Consider the following 15,957-nt stretch of genomic DNA (forward strand, 5'->3'; position numbering starts at 1 on the left):
TCATAATATGAATAAAAGCTAAGAAGGCAGAGGGATATTTCATTCCTCTGCCTTCGCCCATTTTAGAGCATATTTTACGAAACTTACAATATTTGTTGGATATTAACTGGAAATCCCACAATTTAAAAGGCCTGATTCCTGATCAGCCTTTTCGTTTTTACTTTTTGATAACAATCGCTTGCTTCCCCATTTGCTCCCAAGCTTTAATAAAACTAGCCCGATTTAACTTCTGATTTTTTTCACCGTATGGATTATTAATATAGATATTCTTTTCATCGTACCCCGTGATCACAACACTATGTTCACTAAAGGTAATATTAATTTTTCCCTGCGGAGTATTCCACGTTTGAAACACAGAGACAGGTGCAAAACTTGATGTCGTAATAATCCAGACAGGAAGCCCTTGCCCTACTTGTTCTAAAACTTCATCAAACGAATGATTGGTTAAATTAACCGCTCGGTCACCAACGTATTTTTGCGCAAGCTCCAAAACGGGACCATTATAAACTCCTAATCCTGGTCCATTGGCCATATCACCGACAAACCCAGCATTTGGATTACCTTTTTTTCCGTTATTATAGGTTAACGGAACGGTTTTCACCTTTTTTGCTAACTCATTTTTCGTTACTTTTAGACCGTGAAAATTAAGAATCATCGCTAGGCTCGTTATTTCACAGCCGTTGTAGAGTTTTGGAGCGTCCATTTGATTAATTAACGGAACATCTAACTTGATACTATCAGGCAATTTCGGTGCCTCTTTTGAAAAAAGAGCCAAGGTCCGTGTTTTTAACGATGCAGCTTCAGTGACTTTTTCAACGGTTTGACGGTCAAACTTTCCCTCATAAATTGTTTGAGCACTGATACCTAGAATGAAAACAACAGTAATTGCAATTAATATTTTATTCATATATAAACGTACCATTCCTTGTTATAGACTTTGTTGAATGATAATTAGTACTAGTAATATACTACTATACTACCTTACTAAAAAACAATAAAGGAAACCAATTACCAATTCATGATACTATTTAAAACTTAAATTTTCCTTAAAAAAAATTCCCTTTAGTAGTTTGAACTAAAGGGAGTAGGTTAAATTCGTACCTTATTATGGTTAATTTTTCGAATGACTTGATTGATTACCTCTGAAAAGACTAACCCAAAGGCAATTGAGCCTGCCAGCATCAGAACTTTTGCAGCTAAGGCAAGTGCCAAATTATAATCGTTCTCAACAAAATTTCGCATCGCATCATAGGCAAGACCTCCAGGAACAAGTGGAATAATTCCAGCGACACTATAAATAATGACAGGGGTTTTATAGAACTTTGCTAATTGTTGACTGAGAACAGCGATAAAAACAGTCGCTGCAAGTGTGGCTAAAATCGCATTATTTGAGTAATCCTCCAGTAGATAATAAATTAACCAACCGCCCATTCCAATCAGCCCGCACCTCACTAAAGTTTCTTTCGGTGCATTAAATAGAATTCCAAAGGCTCCCGTTGCCAAAAAGCTTGTTATTGCCTGAGCAAGAACTGCCATCATAAATACACCACCCCCTTATAAAAATGATAAGACGACTGCAATTCCTGCTCCAATCGCAAATGCGGTCAGAAACGCTTCCGCCCCCTTCGATAACCCTGAAACTAAGTGTCCGGCCATTAAATCACGAATCGCATTGGTCAATAAGAGTCCGGGAACCAATGTCATCACCGACCCGATTATAATTTTATCTAATTGCTGACCGACTCCCATTTTCACAAACAAAAAAGACAGCAATCCAATCACAAACGATGCCAAGAATTCCGAGAAAAACTTGATGGGGACAAAGCGATGGAAGTATACAAAGCTTAGATACCCCATTCCCCCTGAAATCATTGCTGGAATAAAATCATTCCAGCCTCCCTCAAACATAATCATAAAACAACCGCTCGCGAGCGATGCTGCTGCCACTTGGACACGAAAAGGGAACGTTACATCTAAAGAATCTATTTCTTTTAGATGCTCCATTGCTTCTTCAAGGGTCACATCTCCACTCGTAATTCTTCTCGAGATGCTATTGACCATTGAAACTTTTTTCAAGTCGGTTGATCGCTCCGATATTCTAATCAGCTTCGTCTTTGTTGGCTCTGTACCTTCTGCTGAAAAGATAATGCCGGTCGGAGTTACATAGCTATGTGTCCGTTCTATCCCAAAGGCTGCAGCAATTCGCATCATCGTATCTTCGACCCGGTAAGTCTCCCCGCCGCTTTGGAGCATGATTTTGCCCGCGAGCAGGCAGACCTCCATAATTTCATAAGTTCGTTCTACTGGTTTTTCCATTATCTCACCACACACAATTCTGCACATTTTTTTCTTAGTTTAAATTAAAACTCAGGTTTAATCAAAATTGATATACTATAAAGCAAAATATGCATGCACAATTTAAAAATCCAATATTTTATAATTATGATAAATATTATCAAGTATTTCTATACAGTATAAGTAAACTTGTTATATAATATTATATAATGACTTATTGTTCGAAAGGAAATTTTATCATGAAATTAAACAATTCAATTTCCACTCCCTTATATGACCAGTTAAAACAAATTTTAAAAGAAGCTATTGACCAAGGGGTTTATAAATCGGGTGAAAGGCTGCCGAATGAAACCGAATTATGCGAGTTATATGGCGTTAGCCGAATAACCGTAAGAAGAGCCATTCAAGATTTAGCCGATGAAGGGTTTTTAGAGCGAAAACAAGGGAAGGGAACATTCGTCACAAGAACCAAAATTGCACGGGAACTGGTTTCCATTGATGGATTCACCGACTTTAGTAAGCAAATAGGAAAAAATCCTTCCAAGCGAATTCTCGCCTGTGAAGAAATGAAAGCGGCTCCCGATATTGCTGAAGCACTTCAAATCGCTATTGATTCACCAGTATTAAAGTTGGTCAGGATCATGTCGATCGACCAACAGCCGTTTGTTCTAGATGTAGCCCATTACTCGTTAGAACGTTTCCCAAATTTAATGTCACACTTTACCGAACATGAATCTACTTATGAAGTCTTGAAAAATATTTACCAAATCAATATTAAATCTGGCTCAAGTAAAAAAATTATCACTGTCATACCAGCTTCCACATTAGAGGCAGAATATTTGGATTGCGAAATAGGCGCGACACTATTTAATATTGATAAAACCGTCTACGACGAAACAGGAGTACCCATTCATATTTCAAACTTCAAGACACAAACCCAACTGATTGCACTTACGATAACAACGTAAAAAAATAAAAGGAATGAATATGGGTATCCATATCATTCCTTTTATTTTTATGTTGTTAATTGTTTACCATGACCGAATGCACCATTCACTTCACAAGTTCTTGCCGCAATTTGTGCCGCTGCTTTCAATGATTCTTCAATAGTTAACCCATTAAAATGATGGGTTAAAAACCCTGCAATAAAAGAATCACCCGCTCCTAGTGTATCAATCACATTTGCTTCAACTATTCCCTGTTCGTATCGTTTGTTATTATGAGACATAACTACGCCCTTTGAACCTCTCGTGATAATGATAAACGGCGTTCCAAGTCCATGTATTTTAAGGAATAACTCTTCTAATTCAACTTCAGTCAAATCACTTCCTGAAATAAACGCAAACTGGATATGTGGACAAACCCTTTCTAAAAGTACCACCGAAAAATGATTTGAAAAATCATAGGATACCGGTAAGTATTGTTTTAGCAATGGTAATTCTTCATCTAAATGACTATATAGACTGGTATGTACCACATCATTCGATTTGATGTATTCATAGTCATCCACTGTTAGATTAAGCTTGAGTTTAGCCTGTACTCCGCCCTTATTTGATTTAACAAAGATTCGGTCTCCTTCCTTATTTAGATCGACAAAGGCCTTTCCGCTATCCCCAACTGCTCTTCGTACATGACTCGCATCTACTAAGTTCTTGCTTAAAGAATCTAGAATATGATCTCCTTCAATATCCGTACCCACAATCCCTATATAAGCCGCGGACTCCGCTCCACTTTGTTTGGCTAATACCGCAACATTTAAGGCATTTCCACCTGGAAACATTTCGTTACGATCCTGGTAAATATCAACAACACTATCACCTATTCCAATAATTCTCATAATTTCCCACTCCTTTTTTATCCTTTAACACTTCCTGAGGATAAACCTCGAATAAAATACTTCTGCATGAACATAAATAAGAGAATAATCGGTAAAGCTGAAATCATTAGCCCGGCCATAAGAACCCCCCAATTGGTTTGCAAGGCATCCCTAAATTGCATCAATCCGGCAGGTATTGTTTTTAACGCATCTGAATCAACAAAGATTAACGCAAACATAAATTCATTCCAAGTATAATAAGCAGTTAACACAACAGCTGTTAGTAATATCGGCCTATTTAAAGGAATAAATATTTTCGTAAAAATGGTCCACGTATTACAGCCATCCAAAAAGGCAGATTCCTCTAATTCTCTTGGAACCTCTAGAAAAGCTGCTCTTATCAAAAGAATTGTGATTGGAATTCGGTAGGCTACATATGGAAAGATCATCGCAAAGTAGGTATCATGAATTCCTAATAATTGAATCAGTTTATATAGCGGAACTAAGCTGACTTGTGGGGAGAGCATCATTCCGCCCATACAGAAAACTAGCAGGATATTCTTCCCCTTAAATTCAAATCTGGATAAACTATAAGCGCCAAGTGCACTTATTAATACTGTGATGAAGCAGGTCGTAGCTGTAACAATTAAACTATTAACAAAATATCCAGAGATTCCAGTGTTCCAAGCCTCCGTATAATTGGAAAACAACCACTCCTTCGGTAATGCCCAGCTGCTGGAGAATATTTCTGAAGTGGACTTAAATGAGTTAATCACCATCCAAAATAGAGGATAAGCAATTACCACAAAATACAAGATTAGGATAGTAAAGATGGGCAAACCTTTAACAATTTTCGTCTGCTTCCTATATTTCGTTGTGATTGGAATCGAATGATGATAGTCCATTACTTTGCTTGTCTCCACTCTAAACATCCTTTCCTGTTTTAAATACTTTCAGCTGAACCAAGGAAACAATTAAGGTAATCATTAAAATTACGGTCGCCACAGCAGAGGCATAGCCCATTTGGTCTTTCCCAAAAGCGGAATGGTAGAGTAATGTTCCTAAAACTTCACTTGAGTTACCTGGTCCTCCGCCAGTCAATATATACGGTTCATTAAAAACGGTAAAGGCACCGGTTAAGGTGATAAGTGTTGTAACGAAGAACATCTCTTTTACTTGAGGAACAGTAATGGAAAAGAATTTACGAATTTTCCCTGCCCCATCAATCTCGGCAGCCTCATACAACTCTTGGGGGATATTTTGAATCGCAACAATAAATAACATCATAATGTAACCAATACTTTGCCACTGCGAGACTGCAATAACAGCGAAAATAGCTGTTTCAGATTCTCCCAGCCAAGCCCTGGTCAAATTTTCAAGTCCTAATATATTTAGGAGTCCATTTAAAATTCCGATATCCGGGTTATAAACAAAAGTAAATAGTAAAGCGATAACCGTCATTGATATCACAACCGGAAGGAAAAACACGGTTCTGAATATCCCACTAACGAGTCGAATCAATTTATCTTCAAGGATAGCTGCTAAAATAAGTCCGCCAAATACCTGAAAGATAATCGAGATTACTGCATACCAGAGATTATTTTTTAAAGCTATATAAAAAACATCATCTTTAAAAAGATTCAGGAAATTTTCGAAGCCAACAAATGTTTTTTCTACTGAAAACGCAGAGAAATCATAGAAACTATAAAAAAAGTTTTCAACGATTGGATAATAAACAAAAAGGGCCAAAAAGATTAAGCAAGGTGCAATATATAGGTATGGTAACCATTTGTTTGTATTTTGCATAATAACTCCCCTTTTTTTAAAAGGCGTATCTTTGGAAAAAAGGTGGTCAACTTACAACCACCTTTCTGGCTTCCTATTTTTTTGTTGACGCCTTCACTTCTTTTGCTGCTGCTCTGACATCCTTCATCACATCTTCAGGACTTTTCTTTCCGTCTAACATTAGCTGCGTCCCATTTAAATAAGCATCAACGATTTTAATATCAACTGCCGTATCAAACCATAAGTACGTTTGCTCGGCATTAACAATTAAATTGATGGCATCCTGTTGAAGCTTAGACGCATTCGCTTCTGTTGTTGTCCCTTTAACTGCACTATACTCACTAACTTCTTTTAATTGTTCTGTTCCTTTTTCCTTAGAGGTTAAGAATTTAACAAATTCCATTGCTTCTTTCGGATGCTTTGTTTTCGAAGAAATCATGATTCCTTCTGGGGCTGCTGTGATGGAGTTAGCATTTCCTTCTCCACCTTCTACTCCCGGTACATTAAATACACCTAAATCTTCTTTTAAAGATGGTTCAATCAGTCCGATTTCTGCAAGCTGGAAGAAGCCGATTGCTGCTTTACCGCTGTTAAATAACTCACGCGAATACTCATGGTCTACAGAGTTAACGCCTTTATTAAAGTACGGCTTAAGCTCCATGAATTTCTCTAATGCCTTTACGTAACCTGGGTGCGAGAAATCACCTTCTGAATTTTTAGGATCATAATCTTTATCAAGAACGTCCTGCGGTACCATCAATTGATTTAATGTTCCAATATAATGGGAAATCGTCCAAGGTGCTTTACTTCCAAATGCAATTGGTGTAAGTCCTGCGGCCTTTACCTTTTTAGAGACCTCAATAAGCCCAGACCATGTAGTTGGAACCTCAAGATTTAAATCCCTGAAAATTTTCTTATTATAAAAGAAGGCCTTACCGTCAGTGGACCACGGAATCCCATAAATTTTACTATCTAATGTGAAGGCATTGAACTGGGAAGCAATAATTTGATCCGACCATGCCTTATCTTCCTTAACATAGTTAGTTAAATCAAGCGATTGTCCTTGACGTGCGAAGTTATAAGCAAATTCTCCACTCCAAGAAAAGAATACATCTGGAGGGGTACTTGAGCCTAAGACAACACGAATCTTTTCCTTATAAGAGTCGTTCAAGACCGCTTCTGTTTTAATTTTAATATTGGGATGCGTCTTCTCAAACTCTTTTACTGCTTTTTCAAAATACTGCTTTTTAGGTTGATTCGGCCAGCGATGGAAAAACTTGAGTTCAACGATATCTTTTCCGTTCGTCGAACTAGAACTCTTAGAACAGCCAGCAAACAAAGATAGAAAAAGAATAGAAATAATACTTAAAATCAATAACTTCTTCATTAAGCTTCCCCTCCAGAAAGGAATACGTTTCTATAATTTAGCAGTCTAATGGTTATTTTATCTTGTATTAGTATTCAACTGTCCACATATATCTTCTTTTTGATAGCGGATGATTTCGAGCTTCCGCCAACTGATCCGCATATTTTCTTAATACGTAATTTAAGACTAATGGAGCAATGTATCCCTGTACTTCTTCTGCTACCCCAGTGAAATCGAAGTCTTTTGCGTCAAGGACAACCAATTTCTTGCCGTAACGCTTAGAGAATTCTAGTGCTCTTTCTTCTAATGGTCTGGTTTCATCTAAACCAAGCAAGATTATGAAAGGTGTTTCTTCATCAATAATTTCAAATGGACCATGGAAGTATTCTCCTGCATGGATGGCATGGGAATGAACCCATTGCATTTCCATTAGGATACAAATCGCATAGGAGTAGGCAACACCATAATTTACTCCGCTTGCCATTGTGTAAATGATTTTTTCATCTTTATAATCTTGTCCAAATACTGCTGCTTTTGATTGGTAAAGCGCTGCTGCTTTTTCGTAAACATTTTGTAAATTCTCAAGACTTTCTTCTACTATACTAGCTTTTTTGTTATTTTCAACAACTTTCAGTACACCAAATACTAGTTGATATAAAACAGAATAGTTAGTAGTGAAAGCGTTTGCTCCTTCACCCCATTGGTACTTCAACACGACATCAGAAGCTAGTGCTAGTGGTGATCCTTCCACATTTGTTAAAGAAACGGCCAATGCCCCTTTTGATCTAGCAAATTTTGCTGCTTCTACTGTTTCAGGTGTGGTTCCTGAATGGGAGCACAGGATAACCAAGGAACCGCTTCCAAGTTTTGCATGATTACGATAGATAAATTCATTTGCACTAAAAAGATGGGCATCAAGAACCTTTGCTTCACGGTCAATTACATACTTACTTGGATACATAATGGCAGAAGATCCTCCACATGCTACAAAGAAAACATTTGAAATATTTCTTTTTTCTACCTCTGCTAAAGCATGTTGCACTTGATTTTTAACGTCAACTACTAATTCAGTCGTCATTTTTGTTGCCTCCCTGATTTAATATTTTAGTGAATGAACACCAGTAATCCACCTAAACAACATACAACTTCATATAACGTTATATGTTGTTATATATAAATTACTATATTCTAAGACTACAGTCAATGTAATTGTCAGAAAAATGAAACGACATTTCTCGACAAAGAAACACCTTCCTCGTTGGAAGGTGTTTAAAAATTAGTAGATATTCGTAGTTAATAAACCATTATTGAATAATCCTGCTTATGCTACTTCAATATTCTGGTTTTCAGCTTAGTAAAATCAACATCAGGATAATAGTTGTTTTTCACAAGGATATTAGGTCCTAAACAAGCAACAGCCGGGCAATGACAGCTTAATTCTTTTGCTAAGGCTGATGACTGCCAGGTTTCATATGCATGTAACAGATTTGTACTCTGAATATTTCCAAGTGGTGGTGTATCACCGAAATCTGTCACAATAATATCTCCGTTAAAAATATTTACATTTAGTCGCGAACGACCATCAGGGTCATTTCTGACGGTGACATTTTTACTTGTATACAAGCGTTGAAGGAGAGTTAAATCCTCCTGTTCACTGCTGCATGCATAAAATGGGAGCGTGCCAAACAGCATCCACACCTTTTCATCTCTGATATCTAGTAAGTGATGGATCGCTTCTCTTATTTCATTAAGTGATAAGGTTTCGAGATTGCTAGCAAAATCGCTTGGGTACATAGGGTGTATTTCATGTCTCTGGCATAGCATTTCATCAACAATTTGGCGGTGGATTTTCTCTAAATACGGTAGGGTCCGCCTGTTTAACATCGTTTCAGCAGATACCATCACTCCTGCTTTCACCAGTTCACGGCTATTTTCTATCATTCTTTTAAAATATTTTTCGCGTTGAGCATAATCCGGCTTTCGTTCCATTCTCGCAAAGCCGCCCTCGACAAAATCATCAACGGTGCCCCAGTTATGCGAGATATGTAACACATCTAAGTAAGGAACGATTAATCCATACCGATCTAGATCAAGTGTTAAATTGGAATTAATCTGTGTCCGTACACCGCGCTCATGGGCATATTTTAAAAGGGGTACAACATAATCTTTTACCGAGGATAAGGATAACATCGGTTCTCCTCCGGTAATGCTAAGTGACCTGAGTGTCGGAATTTCCTCTAATTTTTGGATGAGCAAATCAAGAGGAAGCGCCAGTGGATCCTTTGTTTGGAGTGTATAGCCTACAGCACAATGCTCACAACGCATATTACAAAGGGTCGTTGTGGTAAATTCAATATTGGTTAACTGAGGCTTTCCATATTGCTCAATATCTAAATAGGCCTCCCATGGGTCATGTGAAGGGGTAATTTTTTTCAATTTCAACATAATGACTCCTTAAAATCAGAATTCAAAAAACTTCTACATTATAACTGAATTACGGGTGTTATTGCTATTTTTAACCATTACAAATGTTTATGTTTTAAAAAATGTAATTATTCTAAGCTTGTTTAATGAAAAATTTACCTACTAATACATAACCACCGCACTTTGGATAAAAAATAAAAGGATAATATCTAATTACGAATGGTGGGTGGGATTGACATGGAAATGCAGCCTTTAGGAGAAGCCGAGAAACTCGCCCTCAAAAAGATGAAAATCTTTCGGCAAAGCATCCTTCGTTATATTTTACGAGCGGCGCTTGCCAGTATGTTTATTGGCTTCGGGGTCATTGTAGCATTTAAAACAGGGAATTTCTTTTATGTTAAGGATAACCCGCTTGCCTATCCGATGGCAGCACTTACCTTCGGGGCAGCCATTATTTTAATTGCCTATGGCGGTGGTGATTTGTTTACCGGTAATACGTTTTATTACACCTATGCCGCCCTGCGTAAGAAAATGACCTGGATAGACGTTGTAAAACTTTGGATTTGCAGTTACGCGGGAAACATTCTCGGTGCAGCGGTTTTTGCCTTTATTATTTTTACTACGGGACTTTATGAAAGTTCCGAGGTTAACGGCTTTTTACTCCATGTTGTGGAAATAAAGATGCAAGTGCCAATAACACAGTTATTTTTCCGAGCTATTCTCTGTAATTGGCTTGTCTGCATGGCCTTTTTTCTTCCGATGGGGTTAAAAGGAGACGGACCGAAAATGTTTGCGATGATGCTATTTGTCTTTTGTTTCTTTATTTCCGGATATGAACACAGCATCGCTAATATGTGTACGTTTGCCATCGCCTTAGTTTTAAATCATCCGGGCACGATTTCGTGGGGTGGGGTCATTCACAATTTAGTCCCAGTGACAATCGGCAACCTGATTGGCGGCGCTGTTTTCATGGCGATGATGTACTATTATGCCAATAAGCCATTTTTAGATGAATATGATAAAGAACAGGGCAGCTAAGTTTATTCGCTGCCCTGTTCTTTAATAAAGTGTGATATCGACAAATTCCCGGGGAAATATCAACAATATAACAGGGATATCGACAACAATTATGAATATTCTAAAAATACAATTAAATGTAATATTTCTCAGATATGTGCCTTTTCTTTAGCAAAACCTATTTCTTTTTACTGATAAAATAAACATAGGCTTTGATCATAAAATAACTTACTTCCTCTGGAAGCAGTTCCTTGATAGGTTTGAGACGGTCTCTTCCTGCTTCTACCAAAGCATTTTCTAAAAGCGGCATATATTCTGCTGGAATATATTTGCTAAAATCGACGGCTAAACCTTGTTGCGCACATTGAAGTAGGTGGGTCTCAACCGTGCTAACCGCTAAATCCCGCTGCTCGGCAATCTCCGCAATTGAGAAATTCCCCTGATGTAGTTTTAATGTCTCCAAATGAGAGTCAGTTACCCCGGCTTTTTTTGCAGGTTTCTTTGGAGCTTTCTCAACAGGAACCAACTCACTTTGATAATCTACATTAGTTTCACAAAAGGTACGAATGGCTTGAATAAATTCAAGACCATATTTTTTAAGCTTCAGTTCTCCTACACCGCTGACGTGTAAAAATTCTTCTGTCGACTTCGGCAGTTTCGCACACATATCCTTTAGGGAAGCATCAGAGAAAATCACAAACGGAGGTACCTTTTCTGTTTCAGCAATCTGCCTCCGCACCTCTCTTAATACTTCAAACAATGGGTCATCCTTCGATACTTGTTTAACCTGTACCGTTTCACGGCGATGAACCTGCTCCTTACCTAACAAGATATCTTTCCCTTTTGGTGAAACGAATAGGGTTGGAAATTGCCCTTGTTCAATCGCAATTAACTCCTGTGATATCAGAAATTCAATAAAGTCACTAACCTCCTTTGAACTTCTATCCTTCATGATTCCATAGGTCGGAAGCCTGTCGAAGCCCATTTCTGTGACTTTTTTATTTTTCGATCCGGTTAACACTTGTGCCGTGATCGTTTTTCCAAACCGCTGCCCCATCCGGATCACGCAAGACATCACCATTTGTGCTTCTTTTGTTACATCGATGCTTGTCCTCGTGTCCAAGCAGTTGCCGCATCTGCCGCACGGTTCAGTCTCAGTTTCGCCAAAGTATTTTAAAATAAATTCCTGGAGACAGTTTTCCGTATGGCAATAATCAACCATTTGCTGGAGCTTTGCTAACTCTTGTGTTATTCGGCTCCGGTCACTAGACTGATCAATGAGGAAGCGCTGAATTTGCACATCCTGTGAGGAATGAAGAAGTATACATTCACTTTCGAGTCCATCCCTGCCTGCACGACCCGCTTCCTGATAATAGCTCTCCATGTTTTTGGGCTGCTGATAGTGGACTACAAAACGGATATTGGATTTATCAATTCCCATCCCAAAGGCAGAAGTGGCGACCATAACCGTTGCTTTATCCTCTAAAAATCGTTCTTGTTCCCTGTTCCGCTCGACATCCCCCATCCCGGCATGATAACGAGCCGCCTTAATGTTGGCTTTGAGTAATTTTTCGTATATTTGGTCAACATTTTTCCTAGTTGCTGCATAAATAATGCCTGCTTCTTTTTCATTCTTTTTTAGATAGTCTTTTAGATACTTATCCCGGTCCTGTCCCTTGATAACGGTAAAAGATAGATTTTCCCGCTCAAATCCGGTAATTATCGTATTTTCTTCATTAATGTCTAAGAGATTGCAAATATCCTCACGAACCTTTGGTGTCGCGGTCGCAGTTAGGGCTAAGACTATTGGCCTTTGCGGCAGGCTGTTAATTAATTGTTGAATATGGCGATAGCTTGGCCGAAAATCATGGCCCCATTGCGATATACAGTGGGCCTCGTCCACAGCTACAAGCGGGATGTCCATGCTGTAAAGGTCTTCCATAAATTCTCGTGATTCCAATCGTTCAGGGGCAATATATAGTAGCTTGTAATTTCCCTGAATGGCTTCATGCATCCGCTTATTTGCTTCACTGTAACTTAACGAACTGTTGATAAATGTGGCGGGAATACCGACTTGAATGAGGGCATCTACCTGGTCCTTCATTAAAGAAATCAGTGGGGAAATGACAATCGTGGTACCTGACAAAACAAGTGCAGGAATTTGATAACAAATGGATTTCCCTCCGCCCGTTGGCATGACAGTAATAGTGTTTTCGCCGGACAAAACGGAACGAATGGCCTGCTCTTGGCCTGTCCTGAAGGAGCTATAACCAAAGTGGGATTCTAGTAAGGGCAGTGCTTTTTCAAACAACATTTTTCCTCCTTTCGAAACATAAATAACCTATCAAACTTTTGATTAACTTACTCTATTATACTGCTTGTTCTTGAATTTTCAAAAGGCATTTATGATCCTAGGATGGTCATTATATAAAAGAAAAAACGTTTAACAAAGAAAAGACTGCCAAATTTTTTTGGCAGTCTAGTTTCTCTTTTTAAATCAAAATATTATTTAGTATTTCATCCCTGTGCTCATTTTTTTGAGGCGGCGGGGCAACTGACTCCAACTCAAGGTCACTGTGCATTTTCACCTGATAGTCTCCCCATGAAGAAGCAAAGATAAGCTCTTTTTCTCGAAAGTAGGGATTCGTGCGTAATTCCCCAATCTCCAATACTGGTGCCATACAGCAATCTACCTTTTGGGCAAATTCAATCCATTCATAAAAGGTTTTACTTTTAAAAAGTACCGTGAGTTCCTGAAAAACAGGGTTGGCATCATCTGTAGCGGAAAAATGTGCACTGTTCCAATCCTCATGTCCGTGAGCCTGGCAAAAATTAGCCCAAAATTTGGGCTCAAGTGCGCCAAGGCTCATGTAGCGTCCATCCCTTGTTTCATAAAGGGCGTAGGAAACGATGCTGCCGTTAAGAACCTTAATGCCAGTTCCCTCACCGTCTTCTTTTTCAACCATAATATGGTTGCCTAATAATGACACCAGTTGGTCAGTGATGGAAATGGAATGATAGCTTCCTTTTCCTGTTAGGACTCTTGAAACGAGCCCTGCTAGAATCCGTTCATTAGCAGCAAAACCACCTATATAATCGCCAAGCGTAATCGAAGGATGGACCGGTTTGCAGGTTCTATCCTTGAATTGGGTTAAAACTCCGCTTAATGCCATATAATTGAGGTCATGGTTCCCCAGTTTACTTAACGACCCCTTTTGTCCATATCCTGATATCGAGCAGTAGATGATATCAGGCTTTACAGTTCGAACGGCCTCATATCCTAAACCAAGCTTTTCCATGACACCTGGTCTAAAGCTTTCAAGAACGACATCTGCATTTGCAATTAATTTAAGCGCGGTGTCATAACCTTCCTTCTCCTTTAAGTTAAGGCTGATGCTTTTTTTCTGACGATTGTTTGCAATAAAAACTAGGCCATTCCCCTGTCCGGAAATTCCCATATGCCGGGCGGGATCCCCTTCAGGCGGCTCCACTTTAATAATTTCTGCACCTAGTTCTGCAAGTCGTAAGGTTGCGAAAGGACCAGGCAAATAGTTGGTAAAATCAATGACTTTTATACCTTTTAACATAGTCAGGACCCTCTTTTACGAATTTGTAGTGCCTGGGGTAAATAGCTCCTCCAATTGTTTTCTCAAGACAAACTTCATGATTTTTCCACTGGCATTCCGAGGCAGCGCATCACAGAAAATGTATTTCCGCGGGCGTTTGTAATTGGCAAGCTGATTGCTGTTTATGCAGTATATATCCAGTTCTTCATCAGTTACCTTCGAATCCTTTTTCACTACAAAGGCAGTTACAGTCTCGCCCCAGCGGTCATTTGGCTGGCCAACGACTGCCACATCAAGGACTGCTGGGTGAGCATGCAAGAGGTCTTCGACTTCCCTCGGATAGATATTCTCCCCGCCACTGATAATCATGTCATCAACACGGTCATTGACATAAAGATAGCCCTCGTCATCGAGATAACCGATATCTCCCGAATGGTACCAACCTTTATATAATGCTTTTTCCGTCGCTTCTTCACGGTTGAAATAACCAACCATCATACATGGTCCTTGAACAATAATCTCACCGGTTTCACCGACAGGAACGACATCATCAGGATCCGATGGACCGTCCTCCCTCGTGCGGACGACCCGAATATCGTGACTTAGGGCAGCCTGCCCTGCAGAACCTGCCTTCCTTAGTTGATCCATCTCCGATAAGAAGGTTATCGCCGGACCCATTTCGGTCATTCCATAGGCTTGAACGAGCGAAATTCCCAGGTTGTCATGGAGCGCATGAACAAGTGATGGGGCCATAGGAGCAGCGCCATATAAACCAAGCTGTATGCTGGATAAGTCATACTTGCTTAGGTCTTCTTGGAGGAGCATGTTCCACATCGTTGGTGCCGCAAAGAATTTTGAAATTTTCTCTTGTTCAATTAATTGAAGGATCGATTTTGGATTAAATTGATGCAGTATGACATTACTTGCCCCTGCATGAATCCGTGGCAGAAAGGCGCAATGGAGTTCCGCGCAATGGAACATAGGCGCAGTAACAAGTCCCACGTCCTCCGCACGAAGCTTGCACGAAGAAATACAGAAGACACTTTGATCCACCATATTGCGGTGGGTATGCATGACCCCCTTCGGCCTTCCCGTTGTCCCGCTGGTATAGATGAATGCATATAGATCGGTTTCCTTTACGTCCGCCTGGACATCCTCGGTTGATGAAGCGGTTAGTTTTTCCTGATAGCTAGCCGCATACGCGGGTGCTCCCGAATCAATGAACCAGAAGGTGGTCTTGTCGAAACGATTGGCAATTGCTGAAATAACAGGTTCTAAAGCTTGTTCAAAAAGAACAACCTTTGGGGTGGCATCCGAAAGAATATAGGCAACTTCTTCAGGTGTTAACCTAAAATTAATTGGATTGAATATCGCACCGATTTTCGCACAGGCGAAAAAGGTTGTCCCTAATTCTTCGGTGTTAAACATGAAGGTGGAAACACGGTCGCCTTTTTGTACACCCTCTTTCAGGAGGGCGTTGGCAAGACGATTCACCTGCTCGCTCCATTCCTTATAGGTGTAGCGGACATTTTTTCTGACATCGTAAATCGCTTGTTTGTTCGGATACTTTTTTACCGTTAAATCAAAGATTTTTCCAATTGTTGTCGTCATTGAATCGCCTCCATTACTGAAACTTTTATTGTCCTTCGTAAGTTTTGCTGGTTTATCAGCGAATCTAAATAACTCTC

Annotated in this window: 14 protein-coding genes; 2 read left to right on the plus strand and 12 right to left on the minus strand. The window is 39.4% G+C overall.

The annotated features are described in order from the left end of the window. Nucleotides 1-157: 157 nt before the first annotated feature. The 3 genes from RCG22_RS11405 to RCG22_RS11415 form a co-directional block, all read right to left on the minus strand. Entirely contained in the window at nt 158-907 is a 750-nt protein-coding gene (locus RCG22_RS11405; RefSeq protein WP_308106888.1) for a C39 family peptidase, read from the minus strand. Nucleotides 908-1,089: 182 nt separating this feature from the next. After that, nucleotides 1,090-1,536 (minus strand): threonine/serine exporter family protein, encoded by a 447-nt coding sequence (locus tag RCG22_RS11410; protein WP_098263668.1) that lies wholly within the window; start codon nt 1,534-1,536, stop codon nt 1,090-1,092. Between the two features lie 18 nt (nt 1,537-1,554). Then, complete coding sequence (locus RCG22_RS11415; protein WP_098263623.1) at nt 1,555-2,316, minus strand: threonine/serine exporter family protein; 762 nt, start codon at nt 2,314-2,316, stop codon at nt 1,555-1,557. A gap of 218 nt (nt 2,317-2,534) precedes the next feature. Between RCG22_RS11415 and RCG22_RS11420 the strand changes: the two genes are divergently transcribed. After that, nucleotides 2,535-3,263 carry a UTRA domain-containing protein gene (locus tag RCG22_RS11420; protein ID WP_176525643.1) on the plus strand — a complete coding sequence of 243 codons (729 nt, stop codon included), beginning with the start codon at nt 2,535-2,537 and terminating at the stop codon, nt 3,261-3,263. A gap of 47 nt (nt 3,264-3,310) precedes the next feature. Here RCG22_RS11420 and RCG22_RS11425 read toward each other — a convergent pair whose 3' ends face one another. The 6 genes from RCG22_RS11425 to yfkAB all read right to left on the minus strand — a co-directional run bounded on the left by RCG22_RS11425 (nt 3,311) and on the right by yfkAB (nt 9,707). Beyond that, on the minus strand, nt 3,311-4,132 hold the full coding sequence (locus tag RCG22_RS11425; RefSeq protein ID WP_308106889.1) for a PfkB family carbohydrate kinase: 822 nt from the start codon (nt 4,130-4,132) through the stop codon (nt 3,311-3,313). Nucleotides 4,133-4,149: 17 nt separating this feature from the next. Then, nucleotides 4,150-5,043, minus strand: a complete 894-nt coding sequence (locus tag RCG22_RS11430) for a carbohydrate ABC transporter permease (RefSeq protein ID WP_374049447.1) — start codon at nt 5,041-5,043, stop codon at nt 4,150-4,152. Next, nucleotides 5,036-5,917, minus strand: a complete 882-nt coding sequence (locus tag RCG22_RS11435; protein ID WP_308106891.1) for a carbohydrate ABC transporter permease — start codon at nt 5,915-5,917, stop codon at nt 5,036-5,038. The genes RCG22_RS11430 and RCG22_RS11435 overlap by 8 nt, the downstream gene beginning before the upstream one ends. 73 nt (nt 5,918-5,990) lie before the next feature. Beyond that, the gene (locus RCG22_RS11440; RefSeq protein ID WP_308106892.1) at nt 5,991-7,283 is read right to left on the minus strand and encodes an ABC transporter substrate-binding protein; all 1,293 of its coding nucleotides are present in this window, start codon (nt 7,281-7,283) and stop codon (nt 5,991-5,993) included. Nucleotides 7,284-7,350: 67 nt separating this feature from the next. Then, the gene (locus RCG22_RS11445) at nt 7,351-8,340 is read right to left on the minus strand and encodes an SIS domain-containing protein (protein WP_308106893.1); all 990 of its coding nucleotides are present in this window, start codon (nt 8,338-8,340) and stop codon (nt 7,351-7,353) included. A 248-nt stretch (nt 8,341-8,588) separates the two neighbouring features. Continuing rightward, a complete protein-coding gene (yfkAB, locus tag RCG22_RS11450) occupies nt 8,589-9,707 on the minus strand; it encodes a radical SAM/CxCxxxxC motif protein YfkAB (RefSeq protein ID WP_308106894.1) in 1,119 nt (372 codons plus the stop codon). Between the two features lie 216 nt (nt 9,708-9,923). Between yfkAB and RCG22_RS11455 the strand changes: the two genes are divergently transcribed. Then, nucleotides 9,924-10,724: a formate/nitrite transporter family protein gene (locus RCG22_RS11455; RefSeq protein WP_166256282.1), complete on the plus strand. Its 801-nt coding sequence runs from the start codon at nt 9,924-9,926 to the stop codon at nt 10,722-10,724. Nucleotides 10,725-10,881: 157 nt separating this feature from the next. On the opposite strand, the gene recQ is transcribed toward RCG22_RS11455, so the two are convergent. The 3 genes from recQ to RCG22_RS11470 form a co-directional block, all read right to left on the minus strand. Then, nucleotides 10,882-13,014, minus strand: a complete 2,133-nt coding sequence (gene recQ / locus RCG22_RS11460; protein ID WP_308107138.1) for a DNA helicase RecQ — start codon at nt 13,012-13,014, stop codon at nt 10,882-10,884. A 181-nt stretch (nt 13,015-13,195) separates the two neighbouring features. Beyond that, the gene (locus RCG22_RS11465) at nt 13,196-14,290 is read right to left on the minus strand and encodes a CaiB/BaiF CoA transferase family protein (protein ID WP_308106895.1); all 1,095 of its coding nucleotides are present in this window, start codon (nt 14,288-14,290) and stop codon (nt 13,196-13,198) included. A 15-nt stretch (nt 14,291-14,305) separates the two neighbouring features. Next, on the minus strand, nt 14,306-15,880 hold the full coding sequence (locus RCG22_RS11470) for a fatty acid--CoA ligase (protein WP_308106896.1): 1,575 nt from the start codon (nt 15,878-15,880) through the stop codon (nt 14,306-14,308). Nucleotides 15,881-15,957: the final 77 nt, after the last annotated feature.

It is taken from the genome of Neobacillus nitrireducens (assembly GCF_030915405.1).
Classification (GTDB): domain Bacteria; phylum Bacillota; class Bacilli; order Bacillales; family Cytobacillaceae; genus Neobacillus.

What these genes read in the sequence shown, in the direction of transcription:
- RCG22_RS11405 (WP_308106888.1), bottom strand. Translation starts at nt 907, where the DNA reads ATGAATAAAATATTAATTGCAATTACTGTTGTTTTCATTCTAGGTATC.
- RCG22_RS11410 (WP_098263668.1), bottom strand. Translation starts at nt 1,536, where the DNA reads ATGGCAGTTCTTGCTCAGGCAATAACAAGCTTTTTGGCAACGGGAGCC.
- RCG22_RS11415 (WP_098263623.1), bottom strand. Translation starts at nt 2,316, where the DNA reads ATGGAAAAACCAGTAGAACGAACTTATGAAATTATGGAGGTCTGCCTG.
- RCG22_RS11420 (WP_176525643.1), top strand. Translation starts at nt 2,535, where the DNA reads ATGAAATTAAACAATTCAATTTCCACTCCCTTATATGACCAGTTAAAA.
- RCG22_RS11425 (WP_308106889.1), bottom strand. Translation starts at nt 4,132, where the DNA reads ATGAGAATTATTGGAATAGGTGATAGTGTTGTTGATATTTACCAGGAT.
- RCG22_RS11430 (WP_374049447.1), bottom strand. Translation starts at nt 5,043, where the DNA reads ATGTTTAGAGTGGAGACAAGCAAAGTAATGGACTATCATCATTCGATT.
- RCG22_RS11435 (WP_308106891.1), bottom strand. Translation starts at nt 5,917, where the DNA reads ATGCAAAATACAAACAAATGGTTACCATACCTATATATTGCACCTTGC.
- RCG22_RS11440 (WP_308106892.1), bottom strand. Translation starts at nt 7,283, where the DNA reads ATGAAGAAGTTATTGATTTTAAGTATTATTTCTATTCTTTTTCTATCT.
- RCG22_RS11445 (WP_308106893.1), bottom strand. Translation starts at nt 8,340, where the DNA reads ATGACGACTGAATTAGTAGTTGACGTTAAAAATCAAGTGCAACATGCT.
- yfkAB (WP_308106894.1), bottom strand. Translation starts at nt 9,707, where the DNA reads ATGTTGAAATTGAAAAAAATTACCCCTTCACATGACCCATGGGAGGCC.
- RCG22_RS11455 (WP_166256282.1), top strand. Translation starts at nt 9,924, where the DNA reads ATGGAAATGCAGCCTTTAGGAGAAGCCGAGAAACTCGCCCTCAAAAAG.
- RCG22_RS11465 (WP_308106895.1), bottom strand. Translation starts at nt 14,290, where the DNA reads ATGTTAAAAGGTATAAAAGTCATTGATTTTACCAACTATTTGCCTGGT.
- RCG22_RS11470 (WP_308106896.1), bottom strand. Translation starts at nt 15,880, where the DNA reads ATGACGACAACAATTGGAAAAATCTTTGATTTAACGGTAAAAAAGTAT.